Origin of the sequence: Luteimonas abyssi, assembly GCF_001482195.1 — a bacterium.
Lineage (GTDB): Bacteria > Pseudomonadota > Gammaproteobacteria > Xanthomonadales > Xanthomonadaceae > Luteimonas > Luteimonas abyssi.
Genome location: NZ_KQ759763.1, coordinates 2,743,603 through 2,762,561, shown reverse-complemented (window position 1 = coordinate 2,762,561; position 18,959 = coordinate 2,743,603). Strand labels below are relative to the sequence as shown.

The 18,959-nt window shown below is 69.0% G+C and carries 22 protein-coding genes and 1 pseudogene; 16 read left to right on the top strand and 7 right to left on the bottom strand.

Features of this window, described 5'->3' with window-relative positions; translation table 11 throughout:
* The first annotated feature begins 14 nt into the window (after nucleotides 1-14).
* The 4 genes from nudE (at nucleotide 15) to RG19_RS11995 (ending at nucleotide 2,653) form a co-directional block, all read left to right on the top strand.
* Nucleotides 15-578, top strand: coding sequence for an ADP compounds hydrolase NudE (gene nudE / locus RG19_RS12010; protein ID WP_058835469.1), 564 nt, complete (start codon nucleotides 15-17; stop codon nucleotides 576-578).
* Nucleotides 565-1,362 carry a 3'(2'),5'-bisphosphate nucleotidase CysQ gene (gene cysQ, locus RG19_RS12005; protein WP_058835468.1) on the top strand — a complete coding sequence of 266 codons (798 nt, stop codon included), beginning with the start codon at nucleotides 565-567 and terminating at the stop codon, nucleotides 1,360-1,362. Before nudE ends, cysQ begins: the two co-directional genes overlap by 14 nt.
* Before the next feature lie 32 nt (nucleotides 1,363-1,394).
* A complete protein-coding gene (mazG, locus tag RG19_RS12000) occupies nucleotides 1,395-2,231 on the top strand; it encodes a nucleoside triphosphate pyrophosphohydrolase (protein ID WP_425599701.1) in 837 nt (278 codons plus the stop codon).
* A gap of 119 nt (nucleotides 2,232-2,350) precedes the next feature.
* Complete coding sequence (locus tag RG19_RS11995; RefSeq protein ID WP_058835467.1) at nucleotides 2,351-2,653, top strand: Mpo1-like protein; 303 nt, start codon at nucleotides 2,351-2,353, stop codon at nucleotides 2,651-2,653.
* A 327-nt stretch (nucleotides 2,654-2,980) separates the two neighbouring features.
* On the opposite strand, the gene RG19_RS11990 is transcribed toward RG19_RS11995, so the two are convergent.
* Nucleotides 2,981-3,331, bottom strand: coding sequence for a DMT family protein (locus RG19_RS11990; RefSeq protein ID WP_058835466.1), 351 nt, complete (start codon nucleotides 3,329-3,331; stop codon nucleotides 2,981-2,983).
* A gap of 129 nt (nucleotides 3,332-3,460) precedes the next feature.
* Between RG19_RS11990 and RG19_RS11985 the strand changes: the two genes are divergently transcribed.
* The 6 genes from RG19_RS11985 (at nucleotide 3,461) to RG19_RS11960 (ending at nucleotide 10,507) form a co-directional block, all read left to right on the top strand.
* Nucleotides 3,461-4,174, top strand: coding sequence for a response regulator transcription factor (locus RG19_RS11985; RefSeq protein ID WP_058835465.1), 714 nt, complete (start codon nucleotides 3,461-3,463; stop codon nucleotides 4,172-4,174).
* A gap of 22 nt (nucleotides 4,175-4,196) precedes the next feature.
* The gene (locus tag RG19_RS11980; protein ID WP_058835464.1) at nucleotides 4,197-5,468 is read left to right on the top strand and encodes a sensor histidine kinase; all 1,272 of its coding nucleotides are present in this window, start codon (nucleotides 4,197-4,199) and stop codon (nucleotides 5,466-5,468) included.
* Between the two features lie 257 nt (nucleotides 5,469-5,725).
* Nucleotides 5,726-7,279, top strand: coding sequence for an efflux RND transporter periplasmic adaptor subunit (locus RG19_RS11975; RefSeq protein WP_058835463.1), 1,554 nt, complete (start codon nucleotides 5,726-5,728; stop codon nucleotides 7,277-7,279).
* Nucleotides 7,276-8,001 carry an ABC transporter ATP-binding protein gene (locus RG19_RS11970; protein WP_058835462.1) on the top strand — a complete coding sequence of 242 codons (726 nt, stop codon included), beginning with the start codon at nucleotides 7,276-7,278 and terminating at the stop codon, nucleotides 7,999-8,001. Before RG19_RS11975 ends, RG19_RS11970 begins: the two co-directional genes overlap by 4 nt.
* On the top strand, nucleotides 7,998-9,230 hold the full coding sequence (locus RG19_RS11965; protein ID WP_058835461.1) for an ABC transporter permease: 1,233 nt from the start codon (nucleotides 7,998-8,000) through the stop codon (nucleotides 9,228-9,230). The genes RG19_RS11970 and RG19_RS11965 overlap by 4 nt, the downstream gene beginning before the upstream one ends.
* A gap of 221 nt (nucleotides 9,231-9,451) precedes the next feature.
* On the top strand, nucleotides 9,452-10,507 hold the full coding sequence (locus tag RG19_RS11960) for an isoaspartyl peptidase/L-asparaginase family protein (protein WP_082672639.1): 1,056 nt from the start codon (nucleotides 9,452-9,454) through the stop codon (nucleotides 10,505-10,507).
* 22 nt (nucleotides 10,508-10,529) lie between these two features.
* On the opposite strand, the gene RG19_RS11955 is transcribed toward RG19_RS11960, so the two are convergent.
* A complete protein-coding gene (locus RG19_RS11955; protein WP_058835460.1) occupies nucleotides 10,530-11,240 on the bottom strand; it encodes an SGNH/GDSL hydrolase family protein in 711 nt (236 codons plus the stop codon).
* A 243-nt stretch (nucleotides 11,241-11,483) separates the two neighbouring features.
* Between RG19_RS11955 and RG19_RS11950 the strand changes: the two genes are divergently transcribed.
* The 6 genes from RG19_RS11950 (at nucleotide 11,484) to RG19_RS11925 (ending at nucleotide 15,306) form a co-directional block, all read left to right on the top strand.
* Nucleotides 11,484-11,861, top strand: a complete 378-nt coding sequence (locus RG19_RS11950) for a diacylglycerol kinase (protein ID WP_058835459.1) — start codon at nucleotides 11,484-11,486, stop codon at nucleotides 11,859-11,861.
* Nucleotides 11,862-11,895: 34 nt separating this feature from the next.
* Nucleotides 11,896-12,675, top strand: a complete 780-nt coding sequence (locus tag RG19_RS11945) for a TerC family protein (protein WP_058835458.1) — start codon at nucleotides 11,896-11,898, stop codon at nucleotides 12,673-12,675.
* 106 nt (nucleotides 12,676-12,781) lie between these two features.
* Nucleotides 12,782-13,702: a prolipoprotein diacylglyceryl transferase gene (gene lgt, locus RG19_RS11940; RefSeq protein ID WP_058835457.1), complete on the top strand. Its 921-nt coding sequence runs from the start codon at nucleotides 12,782-12,784 to the stop codon at nucleotides 13,700-13,702.
* 1 nt (nucleotide 13,703) lies between these two features.
* Nucleotides 13,704-14,498, top strand: a complete 795-nt coding sequence (locus RG19_RS11935; protein WP_058835456.1) for a thymidylate synthase — start codon at nucleotides 13,704-13,706, stop codon at nucleotides 14,496-14,498.
* Nucleotides 14,499-14,531: 33 nt separating this feature from the next.
* The gene (locus RG19_RS11930; protein ID WP_058835455.1) at nucleotides 14,532-14,834 is read left to right on the top strand and encodes a hypothetical protein; all 303 of its coding nucleotides are present in this window, start codon (nucleotides 14,532-14,534) and stop codon (nucleotides 14,832-14,834) included.
* Complete coding sequence (locus RG19_RS11925; protein ID WP_058835454.1) at nucleotides 14,824-15,306, top strand: dihydrofolate reductase; 483 nt, start codon at nucleotides 14,824-14,826, stop codon at nucleotides 15,304-15,306. Before RG19_RS11930 ends, RG19_RS11925 begins: the two co-directional genes overlap by 11 nt.
* A gap of 37 nt (nucleotides 15,307-15,343) precedes the next feature.
* On the opposite strand, the pseudogene RG19_RS11920 reads toward RG19_RS11925, so the two are convergent.
* The 5 genes and pseudogenes from RG19_RS11920 to pdxA all read right to left on the bottom strand — a co-directional run.
* Nucleotides 15,344-16,162, bottom strand: a pseudogene (locus RG19_RS11920) (symmetrical bis(5'-nucleosyl)-tetraphosphatase); the annotation flags it as partial.
* Between the two features lie 25 nt (nucleotides 16,163-16,187).
* A complete protein-coding gene (apaG, locus tag RG19_RS11915) occupies nucleotides 16,188-16,571 on the bottom strand; it encodes a Co2+/Mg2+ efflux protein ApaG (RefSeq protein WP_058835453.1) in 384 nt (127 codons plus the stop codon).
* A gap of 201 nt (nucleotides 16,572-16,772) precedes the next feature.
* Complete coding sequence (rsmA, locus tag RG19_RS11910; RefSeq protein WP_058835452.1) at nucleotides 16,773-17,591, bottom strand: 16S rRNA (adenine(1518)-N(6)/adenine(1519)-N(6))-dimethyltransferase RsmA; 819 nt, start codon at nucleotides 17,589-17,591, stop codon at nucleotides 16,773-16,775.
* 7 nt (nucleotides 17,592-17,598) lie between these two features.
* Nucleotides 17,599-17,949, bottom strand: coding sequence for a tRNA-binding protein (locus tag RG19_RS11905; protein ID WP_058835451.1), 351 nt, complete (start codon nucleotides 17,947-17,949; stop codon nucleotides 17,599-17,601).
* A 10-nt stretch (nucleotides 17,950-17,959) separates the two neighbouring features.
* Nucleotides 17,960-18,958 carry a 4-hydroxythreonine-4-phosphate dehydrogenase PdxA gene (gene pdxA / locus RG19_RS11900; protein WP_058835450.1) on the bottom strand — a complete coding sequence of 333 codons (999 nt, stop codon included), beginning with the start codon at nucleotides 18,956-18,958 and terminating at the stop codon, nucleotides 17,960-17,962.
* Nucleotide 18,959: the final 1 nt, after the last annotated feature.

The following is an 18,959-nucleotide window of genomic DNA, read 5'->3' as shown; positions in this document are numbered from 1 at the left end:
TCCCTTCGCCGCGGATGCTGCGCGTGAGCCGACGGCTGCCGATCGTGCACGGGATCACTGAGCGCGATGCCGGTCCCTACCGGATGGAGCACCTGGATCTGGAGTTCGCCAACGGCGAACGCCGCGTGTTCCAGCGCCTGCAGGCCAGCGGCCACGGCGCGGTCGCGGTGGTGCCGATGCTCGACGACGACACCGTGCTGCTGGTGCGCGAGTACGCCGCCGGCGTGCACCGCTACGAACTCGGCCTGGTCAAGGGGCGCATCGATCCCGGCGAGACCGCCGAACAGGCGGCCGACCGCGAGCTGAAGGAAGAAGCGGGTTACGGTGCGCGCCGGGTCGAGGTCGTGCGCAACCTGTCGCTGGCGCCGACCTACATGAGTCACCAGACCACCCTGGTGCTGGCACGCAATCTCTACCCGGAACGGTTGCCGGGCGACGAGCCGGAAGAGCTCGAAGTGGTGCCGTGGAAACTCGACGATCTGCACACCCTGGCCATGCGCGAGGATGTCTCCGACGGCCGTTCGATCGCGGCGTTGTTCATCGTGCGGGAACTGCTGCGTGCCGATGCTGCTCGATGACGCGCTGCTCGACGGTGTGCTGGCGGTCGCGCACGATGCCGCGGAGGCGATCCTGGCCGTGTATTCCGGCGACTTCGATGTCGAACGCAAGGCCGACGCCTCCCCGGTGACCGCGGCCGATCTCGCGGCCCACCACCGTATCGTCGATGGCCTGGCCGCGCTGACCCCGGGGATCCCGGTGCTGTCGGAGGAATCGGCGCACGCGTCCGTCGAGGGGCGTCGCGGCTGGTCCCGCTTCTGGTTGGTCGATCCGTTGGACGGCACCCGCGAATTCGTCAAGCGCAACGGCGAGTTCAGCGTGAACATCGCCCTGATCGAGGACGGCGTGTCCACGTTCGGCGTGATCCAGCATCCGCTCACCTCGGTCGCCTGGTACGGCCGGCCGGCAGCCGGCGCGTTCCGGCGCGAGGGCGGCACGGATACGCCGCTGCGGGTCCGGCGGCCGGCCACGGCGCCGCTGCGGGTGGCGGCCAGCCGTTCGCACCGCGACCCGCGCACGGCCGCCGTGCTCGACGGTCTGGGCAGGATCGAGCCGGTGGCGCTGGGATCGTCGTTGAAGTTCTGCCGGCTGGCCGAGGGCCGCATGGATGTCTACCCCCGCTTCGGCCCCACCAGCGAGTGGGATACGGCGGCGGGGCAGGCGATCCTGGAGGGCGCCGGCGGTGCCCTGCTCGATCCGCGAGGACGGCCTTTCCGTTACAACCAGCGCGACACGCTGCTCAACGGCGACTTCATCGCCCTGGGCGACCCGGACCTGCCGTGGCAGGCGTGGCTGAGGCAATAGGGCGGCCGTATTCCGACCTGCAGGACCCGACAGTGAGCGAACCGAAAACGCGCGACATCCAGGATCTCATCGCGATCATGGCGCGGTTGCGCGACCCCGACGGTGGCTGCCCGTGGGACCTCGAGCAGGATTTCGCCAGCATCGCCCCGTACACGATCGAGGAGGCTTACGAGGTGGCCGACGCGATCGCCCGTGGCGATCTGCCCGCGTTGCAGGACGAGCTCGGCGATCTGTTGCTCCAGGTGGTGTTCCACGCCCGCCTGGCCGAGGAGCGCGCTGCATTCGCATTCGGCGACGTGGTGGGCGCCATCTGCGACAAGATGTTGCGGCGCCATCCGCATGTGTTCGGCGATGCCGATCGCGGCGACAGCGCCGCGGTGAAGGACGCTTGGGAAAGGATCAAGCGCGAGGAACGCGCGGCCCGCGGCGAGACCGATACCTCGGCGTTGGCCGGCATCGCCCGCGGGCTTCCCGAATGGCAGCGGGCGATCAAACTGCAGCAGCGCGCGGCGCGGGTCGGGTTCGACTGGCCGGCGCCGATGCCGGTGCTCGACAAGCTGCGCGAGGAAGTCGGCGAGGTCGAGGTGGAGTTCGCGGCCGTGGCCGCCTCGCCCGGAGATGCGTCGGCACAGGCGCGTCTGGAGGCCGAGATCGGCGACGTGCTGTTCGTCGCGGCCAACATGGCCCGGCACGTGGGTGTCGATGTCGGGCGCGCATTGCGCGGAGCCAACCTCAAGTTCGAGCGGCGGTTCCGCGCCATGGAGGCGTTGGCGGCGGAGGCCGGTGGCACTCTGGCTGACCACGGGCTGGAGGCGCAGGAAGCACTGTGGCAGCGGGTGAAGTCGAACGAGCGCGACGACGGCACCTGATCGCCCGCCTGTCAGGGTCGCGTTGCAGTGCGGCGTGCGGGCCGTCCCCGCGCCGCCTACGGTTCGGCATCTCCTCAGCGCGCGTGTCGTGGCGACGAGAGGACCGCACAGGGGGTGCCATGCGCCGATTTGCCAGCTTCCGCGAGTTCTATCCCTTCTACCTGAGCGAACACGCGCACCGGGTGTCGCGACGGCTGCATTTCATCGGCAGCTGTGGGGTGCTGGTGTTGTCGGGCGTGGCGGTGTGGCAGCGAAACGGCTGGTGGCTGCTGGCGGCGCTGGTCTGCGGCTACGGCTTCGCCTGGGTGGGGCACTTCTTCTTCGAGAAGAACCGGCCGGCGACGTTCCGGCACCCGCTCTATTCCTTTCTCGGCGACTGGGTGATGTTCAAGGACATCCTGACTGGAAAGATCCCCTTTTAATTCGACGTCACGCCCCCCCTCGCAACCCGCAGCTCGCCGCTCCGACGATCGAAGCGGCGCCGGCCCGGCACCATCGCCCCTCTCCCGCCTGCGGGAGAGGGGTTGGGGTGAGGGCTGGCGTGCGGCCGCAGCCTGGAAAGCGGCCCTCATCCGCCCCTTCGGGACCCCTTCTCCCACTTGCGGGAGAAGGGGTAATCACGGCATGTCCGGGGTCGCTTCTTCTGCCTGTGGTGGAGGCGACCGGCTACGGCATCGCCGGGCCCCGTCCGCTGCCAAGAGGAAGGCGCATGCCTGCCGACGCGTGGAGAGGCAACGCCAGGCCCGTCCTCAGGTTTCCAGGAAGATCAGCCAGGCCGCGACCGCGATCAGGGCGAAGCCGGCCCAGTGGTTCCACTTCAAGGGCTGCCCGAGATACCAGCTCGAGAACCAGGCGAACACCAGCAGCGTGATCACCTCCTGCATGCCCTTGAGCTGCGGCGCGGAATACACGGTGTAGCCGATGCGGTTCGCGGGCACCATCAGTGCGTATTCGAAGAACGCGATGCCCCAGCTGGCGACGATCGCCAGCAGCAGCGGCGCGCTGCGGTACTTGAGATGGCCGTACCAGGCGAACGTCATGAAGACGTTGGACGCGATCAGCAACAGGATCGGCGCGAATCGTTCGAAACCAGGCGGCATGGCGGTAGTCCGGTGCGGGGAAGTGACGGAACACGGGTGTGGCGATCTTCACGGCACGTCGACTGGAAAGCACGTAAATTCACAAAGCTGAAGGCAATAGCCAGTATCCACCTTCCCTGGAGTTCGTTCATGCGTGCAAGCCAAGAGCCGGGCGGTCTCGTCCTGATCGTCGAAGACAATCGCAACATTTCCGAGATGATTGGCGAGTATCTCGAGGGCAAGGGGTTCGAGGTCGATTACGCCTCCGACGGCCTGGATGGCTACCGGCTCGCGTCGGAGAATACGTACGACGTGATCGTACTGGATCTGATGCTTCCCCGGCTGGACGGCATCGAGGTCTGCAAGCGCCTGCGCGAGGAGGCCCGCAAGTCCACGCCGGTGCTCATGCTCACCGCCCGCGACACGCTCGACGAGAAGCTGACCGGGCTCGGTTCGGGCGCGGACGACTATCTGACCAAGCCGTTCGCCATCCAGGAGCTGGAAGCCCGCCTGCGTGCGCTGATCCGCCGCGAGCGCCGCCAGGTCGGTTCGGAAGTGCTCAAGGTCGCCGACCTGGTCCTCGATCCGGCCAGCCTGCGTGCGACCCGCGCCGGGCAGGAGCTGCAGTTGTCGCCGATCGGCCTCAAGTTGCTGACCATCCTGATGCGCGAATCGCCGCGCGTGGTCAGCCGGCAGGAGATCGAGCGCGAGATCTGGGGCAACAGCCTCCCCGATTCGGACACCCTGCGCAGCCATCTCTACAACCTGCGCAAGACCATCGACAAGCCTTACGACAAGCCGTTGCTGCATACCGTGCAGAGCGCGGGGTATCGAATCGCCGACATCGAACAGGCGCCTTCCTGACGATCCGAACGCGCCTCGCCCGATGTCTCAAGGTATCCCCCGAAAACTCCGCTACGCCTTCCTGTTCCAGGCTGCCCTCGGCAGCCTGGGCATCGTTTTGGCGGTGACGTTCGCGTTCTCCGCCGCGTTGAGCGTGCTCATCGATGCCCGGTTGCACGCGCAGGCGGCCGAGTCCTGGTCGCTCGTCGAACGCAGCCCCGATGCGCTGTTGCCGGAGACTGACGAGGTCAGCGCCTACTTCGTCGCCGCGGGCCGCCCGGCCGCTGCGGTTCCTTCGGCTTTGCGCGACCTGCCGCCGGGTCGGCATTTCGAGGCTGCCGGGCGCCGCGAGGTTCTGGTCGAAGAGCGTCCGGAGGGGCGCCTGGTGTTGAGCATGCGGTTCACGCATGCGCGGCAGGTGCTGTGGATGGTCGGCATCGCCCTGATGATCGGCGGCATCGTCGCGATCCATCTGGTCAGCTGGTACACCTATCGAACCACCCGCCGGCTGGTGGCGCCGGTGAGCTGGCTGGCCGAGGAGGTCTCGCGCTGGGAGCCGGAGGATGCCGACACCACGGCGCTGGTCCCGGCGCGCATTCCAGGGCTCGTGGGGCGTGAAGTCGAGCAGTTGAGCGGCGCTTTGCGTTCGCTTGCCTCGCGCGTGCAGTCGTTCGTGCAGCGCGAGCGCGATTTCACCCGCGATGCCAGTCATGAACTGCGCACCCCGCTCACGGTGATCCGTGTCGCCAGCGACATGTTGCTGGCCGACGGCGCGATTCCCGACCGCTCGCAGCGTTCGCTCCAGCGGATCCAGCGCGCCAGTCGCGACATGGAGGCGGTGATCGAGGCGTTCCTGATCCTGGCGCGGGAGGAGGATGTGGAGTTGCCGGGAGAAGCCTTCGACGTGCGCGAGGTGGTGTTGGAGGAAGTCGAGAAGGTCACGCCCCTGCTGCAGGACAAGCCGGTGGAGCTGCGGGTGACCGGGAGCGCGACGCCGGAACTGGACGCGCCGCCGCGCGTGCTCGGTGTCATGCTGGGCAATCTGCTCAGCAACGCCTGTATCTTCACCGAATCCGGCGTGATCGAGGTCGAGATCAGCGACGATCGCGTGGAAGTGCGCGACACCGGCATCGGCATGTCGCCCGAGGTGCTCCAGCGTGTCTACGACCCCTTCTACCGGGTGGATCCGTTCCGGGCCGGTGGCAAAGGCATGGGCCTGTCCATCGTCCGTCGGCTGGGCGAGCGCTTCGGCTGGGCGGTGACGCTGGACAGCCAGCCGGGTCAGGGGACGGTGGCGACGATTCGCTTCGGTTGAACGTCGCTCCGGTCGAGCGACGCCGGGCGGCTCGACGGCGCCCGGTGCGTCGCGATCGAGGCCGCTTCCGTCGGCGCCGCTCCAGCACGCCGGCGATCCATCTGTCCGCGGCGTGCAGCCGGCAGGCGATGGTCGTACGGCCCAGGTCGATCCCGGCATCGGGCACACTCGTCGTCGCGCCCGCCAATGACGCCGTCCTTGTCAACGGTCCCCGGACTCGGGCGTTGTCCGCATTCACACCCTGTCGCCAGTCGCCCATGAGCCCAGCAAGCCGTCCGCCCACCTCCGGTTCCCGTCCGCGTCCCCGTGCCCGCGCACAGGGGCGGCCGCTCAAGATCGTCGCGGCCCTGGCTCTGCTGGCGGGTGTCGCCGCGGGCGTGTGGTGGTGGCAGCACCAGCGTGCCACTCAGGACGAGGGACCCTGGCGGACCGTCGCGGTCGAGCGCGGGTCCATCCGGGTGGCCATCTCGGCCACCGGCACTCTCAGTGCGACCAGCACCGTCATCGTCGGCTCGCAGATCTCCGGCCAGGTCACGGATGTACTGGTGGATTTCAACGACACGGTCGAGGCGGGGCAACTGATCGCCCGGATCGACCCCAGCACGTACCAGGCGCAGATCGACCAGGGCAACGCACAGATCGCCAGTGCGCGCGCCAGCCTCGCCCAGGCCGAGGCCAGCCTGATCAATGCGGAGGCGACCTTTCGCCGCAACGAGGAACTGGGCGAACGGCAACTGGTGGCTCGGGCCGACATCGATCTGGCGCGCGCCAACTACGACCAGGCGCGCGCGCAGCGTGACGCCGCACGTGCGCAGATCGCGCAGCAGACCGCGTCCACCCGCACCAGCGAAGTGAATCTCGAGCGGACCGAGATCCGCTCGCCGGTCGATGGCGTGGTGTTGGTGCGCAACATCGAGCCGGGCGCGACCGTGGCGGCCAGCCTGCAGGCGCCGGAACTGTTCACGATCGCGGAAGATCTGGCGAAGATGCAGATCGAGCTGGAAGTCGACGAGGCCGACATCGGCCAGGTGCAGCCCGGACAGGGCGTCTCCTTCAGCGTCGATGCGTTTCCGGACCGCCAGTTCCGCGGCGAAGTCGCACAGGTGCGGCTGTCGGCGACCAACACCAACAACGTGATCACCTACCCGGTGGTGGTCAGCGTCGACAACAGCGAGCGCATCCTGCTGCCTGGGCTGACGGTCAACGCCGAGATCGAGGTCAGCCGACGGGACGATGTGCTGAAGGTCTCCAATGCGGCGCTGCGGTATACACCCAGCGGCGGGCAGGGCGCACCCGCGGGAGCGCCGACGGGCCGCGCAGGCGGCAGCGGAGCGCTCGACGATCTGGTCCGCGCCACCGGCCCGATGACGCTCGATGCCGGCCAGCAGGCCGCCTTCGACGCCGCGATCGCCAGCGTGCGCGAGCGCGCGGCGTCGCGCCAGGCGGCGCCGCAGGCGCGCCAGGGCCAGTCCGGCGCAGGGCCCGGCATGTTCGGGGGCGGCGCAGGTGCGCGTGCGGCGGGTGGCGGAGGCGGCGAGATGGCTGCGCAACTTCGCCAGCGGATGCTGCAGCGGTTCCAGCAGGACTTCGCCGAGTTCCGTGCGACGCTCGACGACGACCAGCGCGCGCAGTGGGACCGCGCCCTGCAGGCCTCGCTCGGCGCCCGGCGCGCGCCGTTGTACACGCTGGTCGACGGCCAGCCGCGGCAGGTGATGGTGCGCGTGGGCGCGAGCGACGGCAGCGCGACCGAGGTCGCGGGCGACCTGCAGGAAGGCGACACCGTGATCACCGGCGAGCGCGCCAGCCCATGACCGGACCGGTGCCGGTGATCGAGACCCGCGGCCTGAGCAAGATCTACGCCGAGGGCACCGAGGCCGAGGTGGCGGCGCTCAAGGGCGTGGACCTGCGCATCGACCACGGCGATTTCGTCGCCATCATGGGGCCGTCGGGCTCGGGCAAGTCGACGCTGATGAACCTGATCGGCTGCCTCGATACTCCGAGCGACGGCCAGTACCTGTGCGACGGCATCGACGTGGCGACGCTCGATGCCGAAGCGTTGGCCGAATTGCGCCGCGACAAGATCGGTTTCGTGTTCCAGGGCTTCCATCTGCTGCCGCGGATGACCGCGCTGGAGAACGTGGCGATGCCGCTCGGCTATGCGCGGGTACCGCCCGACGAACGCACCGCACGTGCGCAGGATGCGTTGGCATCGGTCGGGCTGGGCGCGCGGTCCGGGCATCGGCCCAACGAGCTGTCCGGCGGCCAGCAGCAGCGTGTGGCGATCGCGCGCGCGCTGATCAACCAGCCCCCGGTGCTGCTGGCCGACGAGCCGACCGGTGCGCTGGACTCGAAGACCGGCGAGGAGATCCTCGCGCTGTTCAAGCGCCTGCGCGACGACGGCCACACGGTGGTGCTGATCACCCACGACGCCGAGGTGGCCGCGCATGCCGACCGCATCTACGTGATGCGCGACGGTGAACTGCATGAAGGCGAGCCGCCGCATCCGGAACTCTCGAAGGAGCCTTCCGCGTGAACTTCACCGACATTCTGCGGACCGCCCTGCATGCGTTACGCGGCAACTGGATGCGCAGCACGCTGACGTCGCTGGGCGTGATCATCGGCATCGCCGCGGTGATCGTGATGGTCTCGGTGGGGCAGGGGACCCAGTCCGAGCTCGACCGATTGGTGTCCGGGCTCGGCTCGCAGCGGCTGGACATCTCGCCCGGCTCGCGTCGCGGGCCCGGCGGCGCGCGGACGGCGTCGTCGAGTTTCTTCACCCTCACCGAGGGCGACGTGCAGGCCATCCGCGACGAGATCCCGGAGGTGCAGTACGTCTCGGGCTCGCTGCGCGGCAATACCCAGGCGGTCTATGCGGAGAACAACTGGCCCGCCAGCTGGCAGGGAGTGGAGCCGGATTTCTTCGACATCAACGGCTGGACGCTGGCCGAGGGCGATGGGTTCGAAGCGCAGGACTACACCGGTGCCGGCAAGGTGGTGATCCTCGGCGAAACCGTGCGCCGCAACCTGTTCGGCGACTACAGCGGCGTCGGCGAAACGATCCGGCTGGGGCGGGTGCCGTTCACCGTGGCCGGCGTGCTCGAACCCAAGGGCCAGGGCGGCTTCGGCCAGGACCAGGACGACGTGATCATGGTGCCGCTGACCACGGGTCGGCGGAACCTGCTCGGTGCGATGGGCCTGCCGCCGCGTGCGGTCATGCAGGTCGCACTCACCGTCAACGATGCCGGCGACCTCGGTTACGTACAGTCGGAACTCGAGGGTCTGCTGCGCCAGCGGCACCGGATCGGCCCCGGCGACGAGGATGATTTCACCGTGCGCAACATGGCCGAGATCATCGCCACGCGGACGGCGACCACGCGCCTGATGTCGCTGCTGCTGGGTGCGGTGGCGAGCATTTCGCTGATCGTGGGCGGCATCGGCATCATGAACATCATGCTGGTCTCGGTGACCGAGCGGATCCGCGAAATCGGCTTGCGCATGGCGGTCGGGGCCGGGCCGTCGGACGTGCGCCGGCAGTTCCTCGCCGAGGCGATGCTGATCTCGCTGATCGGCGGGGCGATCGGCATCGCGCTGGGGGTGGTCGGCGCGCTGTTGGTCGGGCACATGGGCGCGCTGCCGGTGGCGCTCAACGGCAATGTGATCGGCCTCGCGGCCGGGTTCTCGGTGGCGACGGGCCTGTTCTTCGGTTACTACCCGGCGCGCAAGGCGTCGCAGCTCGATCCGATCGAGGCCTTGCGGCAGTAGCGAATCCGCACGACCGGCGGGCGCCCATGGCGGTTCCCGCCGTGGCGGTCGAGCCTTGCCGGCTGCATGCGGCATGACGTGCGTGCTGCAGCGCGCTTCGCTCGATCTCCGCGTGCGTGGGTCGGCGAAATGTCGCCGCTGGCGCGCCCCCCCCTGGGCCGCCCGGCCATGCCGGGGTCGCTTGCTATGCTCGGTGCCCGTTTCCGACGCGAGCATCGTCCATGCCGGCCTCTCTTTCTTCGAACCGACTGCGCCTGTGCGGCGCGCTGGTGGCGACCCTGTGTGCGGGCGCGGCCTGGGCGGACGCGTCGCGTGATGACACCGGCAGCGGGCCGATCGCACTGGTGATCCACGGTGGGGCGGGCGTCATCGAGCGCGACGCTTTGTCGGCCGACGACGAGCGCGAGATCCGTGCCGCGCTCGACCAGGCGCTGGACGCCGGGCAGGGCATTCTCGGTGCGGGCGGCTCGGCGCTCGATGCGGTGGAGGCCACGGTCCGCGTGCTGGAGGAATCGCCACGCTTCAACGCCGGGCACGGCGCGGTGTTCAACGCCGACGGCGGCCACGAGCTGGACGCCTCGGTGATGGAAGGCCATACCCGACGGGCCGGCGCAGTGGCCGGCGTGACCACCGTGCGCAATCCGGTGCGGTTGGCGCGGCGGGTGATGGACGCATCCCCACACGTGATGTTGATCGGCGACGGCGCCGAGCGGTTCGCCGATGCACACGACGATCTCGAGCGCGTGCCGAATGCATGGTTCGGCACCCCGCAGCGTCGCGAGCAGCTCGATCGTGCGCGAGCGCGCGAGGCGGCACAGCGCCAGGCACGACACGGCAGGGACGCGGACGCGCCGGACGCGTACTTCGGCACCGTCGGCGCCGTCGCCTTGGACCGCGACGGTCGGATCGCGGCCGCCACCTCAACCGGTGGCATGACCAACAAGCGCTACGGCCGGGTCGGCGATGCGCCGATCATCGGTGCCGGCACCTGGGCCGATGCCGGCTGCGGCGTGTCGGCGACGGGCTGGGGCGAGTTCTTCATCCGCAATGCCGTCGCCCACGACATCTGCGCGCGCGTGGCTTACCGCGGGGACAGCCTGCAGACGGCCGCGGACGAGGTGGTGATGCGGGTGATTCCCGAGCACGGCGGCGACGGCGGCGTCATCGCGCTCGACGCGCAGGGCCACCTGGCGCTGCCGTTCAACACCTCGGGCATGTACCGCGGCTGGCTCGCGCCCGACGGCAGCCGCGGTACCGCGATCTTCGCCGACGAATGACCGGGGTGCCCGGCACCCGGCATCAGCGCAGCGCGTCGCCGATCACCTGGCGCCACAGCGCGTAGCCGGTTCGGTTGAGATGCAGTCCGTCGGCGACGAACAGGTCCTCGCGGGGCTGGCCGTCGGCGTCGAGCATCGGCGTGAAAACATCGATGAAGCCCACCTGCGGCGTGGTCCCGGCCCAGGCCTGCACGCGTTCGTTGGCCTCGCGCTGCACGTCCAGCAGGTGGGCGGTGATCGGACTGGGCTTGATCGAGATGATGTCGATGCGGGTGCCGGGCAGGTCGCGGTGGATCCGGGCGACGAACTGCCGGTAATCCGACAGCACCTGATCCGGGGAGCGCCCGGACATGGTGTCGTTGTCGCCGGAATAGATCACGATGCGGGCGGGCCGGTAACGCAGCGCCACTTCGTCGGCGAAATGCACGGCGTCGCGGATCTGCGAGCCGCCGAAGCCCCGGTTCAGGACCTGCAGGTGCGGCAGGTCCTCGGCGAGCGTCGTCCACAACCGGACCGATGAGCTGCCGGTGAACACGATCGGACGCGCCGGCGGCGGATGGGCGGCGTCCTCGGCGGCGAACCGGGCCATGTCCCGGGTCCATTCCGACGACGACACCGGGTCCACCGGAAGCAGGACTGGCGCGGTGCCGTCGGATGCGCCGACACAGGCCGACCAGGCGATCAACAGGCTGCAGAGCGCGCCGGTCAGGCGCAGGTTGGTTCGTCGGGACATCGTGGACGGCAGGGCGCGGGGAAACGCCAGTCAAACAGGGGCCGGCGGCGGATGCAAACCGGCGCGGGGCGGGGACGGGCTTATGGCAGAATGGCCCGTCGCCCGGACCCGCCCAGCGCGCCGATTCCCGTTCCCATGTGTCGTCCCGCCGAGTTCCCGAGCCCGCCCGCCGATTCCGCTCTCGCGTCGCACCTGCAGGCTGCCGCCGGCGAGGCGTCGCGGCCGGGCCGGGGCGTGTGAACGATGGACGAGACCGGTCACCTGCCGCGAGGACCCGCCCGGATCTGGAAAGCGACGGTCTGGTCGCTGCAGGGGCTGCGTGCGGCCTGGCTGCACGAGTCCTCGTTCCGGCTGGAGGTCTACCTGCTGGCGGTGCTGGCGCCGGTGGCGCTGTGGCTGGGCGATACCGGCGTGGAGCGGGCGCTGCTGCTGGGCAGTTGTCTGCTGGTGTTGCTGGTGGAATTGCTGAATTCGGCGATCGAGGCGGTGATCGAACGATTCGGCGCGGAATGGCACGAGATGGCCGGCCGCGCCAAGGACATGGGATCGGCCGCCGTGCTGATCGCCATGGTGAACGTCGGCGTGGTGTGGGGCCTGATCCTGGTCCCGCGCTGGCTGTGACGGATAGGTCGTAACTGACGAGGACATCGACCCAATGATGGAACTGCTGACCGATCCACAGGTGTGGATCCTGCTGGTAACGCTGGCCGCGATCGAGATCGTGCTCGGCATCGACAATCTGGTGTTCATTTCGATCGCGGTGAGCAAGCTGCCGATCGAACGGCGCGAGTTCGCGCGCAAGTTCGGCATCGCGGTGGCGTGCATCACGCGAATCGCGCTGTTGCTCACCCTGGCCTGGCTGGCGCGGCTGACCACGCCGCTGTTCGAGCTGTTCGGGCGCGGTGTGTCGGTGCGCGACCTGATCCTGATCCTCGGCGGCCTGTTCCTGATCGTGAAGGGCGGCATGGAGATCCGCGAGCAGCTCAAGGGCGAGCCGCACGGCGATGCCAGCGCGGCCGGTGCCGCGACCGCATCGTTCGGTTCGGTGATCGTGCAGATCGCGATCATCGACATCGTGTTCTCCCTGGACTCGGTGATCGCCGCGGTCGGCATGGCCGGCGATTACGTGCCGGTGATGGTCGCCGCGATCCTGATCGCGGTGGCGGTGATGCTGCTGGCCGCGCAGCCGCTCGGCCGCTTCATCGATGCGAACCCGACGGTGAAGATGCTGGCGCTGGCATTCATCGTGCTGATCGGTGTGTTCCTGACCTTCGATGGTCTGGGCTTGCACATTCCGAAGGGCTACATCTACGGTGCGATGGGCTTCTCGGCCTTCGTCGAGATCATGAACCTGTGGGCCAAGCGCAATACGATGCGCAACCAGGGTCAGGTGGTGCCGCCGGTCGACGAGCCCCGGCAGCCGCTGCCGCGCTGAGGGGCCGATGCGCGTCCGCGGATCGCTCCGTGGGCGCGCATCGCCACGCTGTTTCACCCGCCGGCGGCCGCCGGCGGGGCCGTTTTTCCGGAGGAGCTGACTTCCCGTGACGATCCTGCACCAGGTCGACCCCATCGCGTTCTCGCTGCCGGCGTTCGAACTGTTCGGTCGCCAGTTCCATCCGCAGGTGCACTGGTACGGGATCATGTACCTGATCGCCTTCCTCAGCGCCTGGTGGCTGGGGCGCAGCCGGATCCGTGCCGGGCGTCTGCCGGGCGTCGACCAGACCGCGTTCGGCGACCTGCTGTTCTACTGCATGTTCGGCGTCGTGCTGGGCGGCCGGGTCGGCTACGTGCTGTTCTACGCCTTCGGCGATTTCCTCGCCGATCCGACCATGCTGCTGCGGCCGTGGGAAGGCGGCATGAGTTTCCACGGCGGGCTGCTGGGCGTGCTGGTGGCGGCCTGGCTCTGGGCACGGCAGAAGGGACTGCACTTCTTCGATGTGATGGACTTCGGCGCGCCGCTGGTGCCGCTGGGGCTGGGCTTCGGTCGCATCGGCAACTGGATCGGCGGCGAACTCTGGGGGCGGACCACCGACGTGAGCTGGGCGGTGGTGTTCCCGCACTCGCTGCCGCAACCGTTCTGGAGCATGGATGGCGAAGCCCTGCGCGCCGCGCACGCCAGCGGCGTGCTGGACGCGTTCGCGCGGCATCCGTCGCAGCTTTATCAGGCCTTCCTCGAGGGTGTGGCGCTGTTCGCGCTGGTATGGGTGTACTCGATGAAACCGCGGGCGCGATACGCAGTGTCGGGCATGTTCGCGGTGGGCTACGGCGTGTTCCGCTTCCTGGTCGAGTTCGTGCGCGAACCGGACCCGCAATTGGGCTACCTGGCGTTCGGCTGGCTGACCATGGGGCAGATCCTGAGCGTGCCGCTGATCCTGCTCGGCGTGTTCCTGTTCTGGAAATCGCGGACCGCGCCGGTCCTGCAGCCGCGCATCGACGCTCCCGCACCGGCCAAGGGGCGCTGACATGCAGCCGTATCTTCAACTGCTGCAGCATGTCCTCGAGCAGGGCGCGGTCAAGTCCGATCGCACCGGCACCGGCACGCGCAGCGTGTTCGGTTGGCAGATGCGCTTCGATCTGGCGCAGGGTTTCCCCCTCGTCACCACCAAGAAGCTGCACCTGCGCTCGATCATCCACGAGCTGCTGTGGTTCCTGAAGGGCGAGACCAACATCGCCTACCTCAGGGACAACCGCGTCAGCATCTGGGACGAATGGGCCGATGCCGATGGCGAGCTCGGGCCGGTATACGGCAAGCAATGGCGCCGCTGGGCCGGTGCCGACGGCGTCGAGATCGACCAGATCCGCTGGGTGGTCGACGAGATCCGTCGCAACCCGGATTCCCGGCGCCTGGTGGTCTCGGCCTGGAACGTGGCCGAGTTGCCGCAGATGGCGCTGATGCCGTGCCACACGATGTTCCAGTTCTACGTCGTCGACGGCAAGCTGAGCTGCCAGCTCTACCAGCGCAGTGGTGACATCTTCCTCGGCGTGCCGTTCAACATCGCGAGCTACGCCCTGCTGACCCACATGGTGGCGCAGGTGACCGGACTGGGTGTGGGCGATTTCGTCCATACGCTGGGCGATGCGCACCTGTATTCGAACCACGAGGTGCAGGCGCGCGAGCAGCTCGAGCGCGCGCCGCGGCCACTGCCGCGGCTGGTGCTCAATCCGGACGTGACCGACCTGTTCGCGTTCGCCTACGACGACATCGCCATCGAGGGCTACGACCCGCACCCGGCGATCAAGGCGCCGGTGGCGGTCTAGCTACTTCGACGATCGCAAGGAGCGGGCCCGTACATGCGTGTTCGAGATCACAGCAGGAGAGCGCAGGAGAAGTTCGCCGACTCCCTGCTCACGATGTCCAACTTCCTGTTCTGCGGCGTACTGGGTAGCCTGCTGATCGTCCCGATGGGGGCGTTGCTGCGGCAGATGTTGATGCCCGAAACGCCCCAGATCTCGGTGCTATCGGCCGTCCTGAATCTGCCGGTGGGCACGAGCCTGACCTTTCTCGTGGTCTACGTCGCCACGATCTGTCTTGGCGCATACGCGCGCCAGGAAGGCATGCGCATCTACTCAAGGCTCCATCCGGATGCGCATTAGCCTGATCGCCGCCCTGGACCGCAACCGCGCGATCGGGCGGGGGAACGCGTTGCCCTGGCGATTGCCGGACGACCTGAAACGGTTCAAGGCGTTGACCCTCGGCAAGCCTGTGCTGATGGGACGCAAGACCGCCGAGTCGTTGGGGCGTGCATTGCCCGGACGCGAGAATCTGGTGCTCACGCGCAGTGGCCGGTTGCCGTTCGAAGGCATGCGTGCGGTGAGCTCGCTCGACGCGGCGCTGGCCGTCGACGCGGACGAGCTGTGCGTGATCGGCGGTGGCGAGATCTACGCATTGACCTTGCCGCATGCCGACGTGCTGCACCTGACCCATGTCGATACGATCGTGGCCGATGCGGATGCGTTCTTTCCGGACTGGACGCAAATGGCGTGGAACGTCGTGGCGCGCGAGGCACGACCCGCCGACACACGGCATGTGATCCCGTTCGAGTTCGTGGACTACGCACGCGGCTGAGCCGCGCGGACGCTCACTCCCTGCGGTCGCCGGCCGGCACATCGCGCCCCGGCACCTGCACCACGCGCAATTCGTCGGTATCGAGCTGCAGGGCGGTCAGCTTGCCGCCCCAGACCGCACCGGTGTCGATGGCATGCACACCGTGGCCGATGAACAGCCCCAGCGTGGACCAGTGGCCGCACACGATGCGCAAGTCGCGCTCGGCGCGTCCGGGCACTTCGTACCAGGGATACAGGCCGTTGGCCTGGGTGCCGGGTGCGCCCTTCTCCTCGAACGCGATCCGCCCGCGCGGCGTGCAGTAGCGCATGCGGGTGAACAGGTTGATGATCGCCCGCTCGCGTTCCACGCCCTTGAGGCCGGGGGTCCAGGCGGGGCGGTCGCCGTACATGTTCCGCAGCAGCTTGCGATAGCCGTTGCCGCGCAGCCGACGCTCGACCTCTTCGGCGTGCTTGGCCGCCATCTGCACGGTCCACTTCGGCGCCAGGCCGGCGTGGATCATCATCCAGCCGAGGTCGCGGTCCTGATGCAACAGCGGCCGGGCGCGCAGCCAGTCGAGCAGCGGCGCGCGATCGTCCGCGAACAGGATCCGCTGCAGGTCCGGGTTCACCCGCCGCTGCTGCGCCTCGTCGCGCTCGGCGATGGCCAGCAGCGACAGGTCGTGATTGCCCAGCACGACGTCGACGTTGTCGCGCAGCGAATGAACCAGACGCAACGTCTCCAGCGATTCGCCGCCGCGGTTGACCAGATCCCCGCACAACCACAGCCGGTCGCGGGCGGGATCGAACGCGATCCGCTCCAACAAGCGCTGGGTTGCCGTGTAGCACCCCTGCAGGTCTCCGATCGCCCAGACCGCCATGTCCTCTCCGGCTCCCGTGTCGAGGTCAGTGCAGCGTGCGCGGCATGGACAAGGTGAACGGCGGGATCGGCGCATCGAACTGCGTGCCGTCGTCGCCGACCATGTCGTAGCGCCCCTGCATGCTGCCGACTGCGGTTTCGAGCACCGCGCCGGAGGTGTATTCGAATGCGTCGCCCGGTTCGATGGTCGGTTGCTCGCCGACCACGCCCTCGCCATGCACCTCGTCGACCTTGCCGTTGCCGTCGGTGATGATCCAGTGCCGCGAGATCAACTGCGCCGCACGCCGGCCGAGATTGCGGATGCGGATGGTGTAGGCGAACACGTAGCGGTCCTGCTCGGGCTCCGATTCCTCGTCGAGGAAGCGGGTCGCGATGTGGATCTCCAGCGTGTAGTCGGGCGTCTCGCTCATGCGCCTAGTGTATAGGGAGCGCGCTGCAACGGTGGGTGATGCCGATGCACGGGAAGCGGGCGCGCCGCGCGCGGATCGGACGATCATCCGCGATCGATGCTGCCGTGCGCGTCGCCGCCCGCGTGGCATGGGCCCCCGCTTTTCCCACGCGATCCTGGTGCGGAGACCCGCAACGGCGTGGTGCGCGATTCGCCTGCGGACTCAGCGGTTCGCGGTGGCGGTGTCGACCGGCACGTTGGCCAGTGCGACGAAATCGTCCACCGACAACTGCTCGGCGCGGGCGCCGGGCTCCTGCCCGGCGGCCGCGATGGCTTCGGCATCCATGACCGTGGACAGCGCGTTGCGCAGCGTCTTGCGGCGCTGGCCGAACGCGGCGCGCACGACGTGCGCGAAGCGCGCCGGATCGACCGAAGGCCGCCGCGTCGCCGGCTTCGGCACCAGCCGCACGACGGCCGAGTCCACTTTCGGCGGTGGACGGAATGCGCCCGGCGCCACGGTGAACAGGGGTGTCACGTCGCACCAGGCCTGCAGCATCACGCTCAGACGTCCGTAGACCTTGCTGCCGGGTGCGGCGGCCATGCGGTCGACGACTTCCTTCTGCAGCATGAAGTGCATGTCGCGGACCGCCGTGGCGTGCTCCAGGGCGTGGAACAGGATCGGCGAGGAAATGTTGTACGGCAGGTTGCCGACCAGGCGCAGCGGCGCGTCGTCGCCGGCCAGGGCGGCGAAGTCGACCTTGAGCACGTCGCGGTGGACGATCTCGAGCCGGCCCAGCGGCGCGGCAGCCGCAGTCAGCGGGGCGATCAGGTCGCGGTCGAACTCGATCACCGTGAGATCGCCGTGCGCGCGCAACAGGGGGAACGTCAGCGCGCCCTGGCCCGGTCCGATTTCGACGATGCGGTCGCCAGGCGTCGGGTTCAGTGCCTGCAGGATGCGCTCGATCACGCCGCGCTCGTGCAGGAAGTGCTGGCCGAGCGCCTTCTTGGCGCGGCCGAAACCGGAGTCGGTGGAGGTATTCATGGCGAACTCATGCCAGTCGGGTGCCGAGCGGGACGTCGGCATCGGGCACGCACAATGCCACGTGCCCCTGCGCGTCGTGGAAGCCCGTGACCAGGCATTGCGACATCAACGGCCCGATCTGCTTGGGAGGAAGGTTGAGCACGGCCACCACCTGGCGGCCGATCAGTGCGTCGACGGAGTAGCGCTCGGTGATCTGTGCGCTCGATTTGCGGATGCCGATCCCCGGGCCGAAGTCGACGTGCAGGACGTACGCCGGCTTGCGTGCGCCGGGAAACACTTCGGCGAGCGGACGGGCTTCGACGACGCGTCCGACGCGCAACTCGACCTGCTGGAAGGCGTCCCAGTCGATGTCGCTCATGCGCGCGTGCTCACGCGCGGACGGCCGGATCGCCCGCGAGCCGCTGCCGTGCGAGACGGGTGCAGGTCTCGATCGCGGCGAACAGGCTCGACGGATCGGCGATGCCGCGGCCGGCCAGGTCGAGGGCGGTGCCGTGGTCGACGGCCACGCGCGGATAGGGCAGGCCGAGGGTGAGGTTCACCGCCCGCTCGAAGCCGCTGTACTTGAGCACCGGCAGGCCCTGGTCGTGGTACATGGCCAGCACCGCGTCGACATCGCGCAATCGTGCCGGCAGGAAGGCGGTGTCGGCGGGTAGCGGGCCGCGCAGGTCGTAGCCGCGTGCAGCACGCAGCCGGGCCAGCGCCGGGGCGATGACGTCGATCTCTTCGCGCCCGAGATGCCCGTCTTCGCCGGCATGCGGGTTGAGACCGAGGACGGCGATCACGGGAAAGGCGATGCCGAAGTCGTGTACGAGGGCGCGGTGCAGGATCTCCACCACGCGCTCGACTGTCGCAGCGTCGACCGCATCCGCGACCGCGCGCAGCGGGAGGTGGGTCGTGACCAGGGCGACCCGCACCACGTCGTTGGCCAGCATCATCACCACGTCGCGGCCGGCATGCGCGGCCAGCAGCTCGGTGGTGCCGGTGTAGGCGATGCCGCCCGCATTGATCGTGGCCTTGTGCACCGGCCCGGTCACCATGCCATCGCAGTCGCCCGCCACGCAGGCCCGCGCGGCGGCGGTCAGGGCCGCGACCACGCTCGCGGCGTTGGCGGGGCGGGGCTCGCCGTGCGGCGCGGGTTCGGGATGGGGGTGCTCGACCAGGCGCAGCCCGGCGGTGCCGGTGGGCGCATCGGCGGCAATCCTGCGAGGCAGGGTGCGGCCCAGCTGTGCGGCGGCGCGCTGGAGGCTCGGCAGATCGCCGTGGACGACGAGGTCGGCCTCCCAGTCGCGGCACAGGGCCGCGACGGCCAGCTCCGGCCCGACGCCGGCCGGTTCGCCCGGGACCAGCGCGAGCCGTGGACGCCGCATG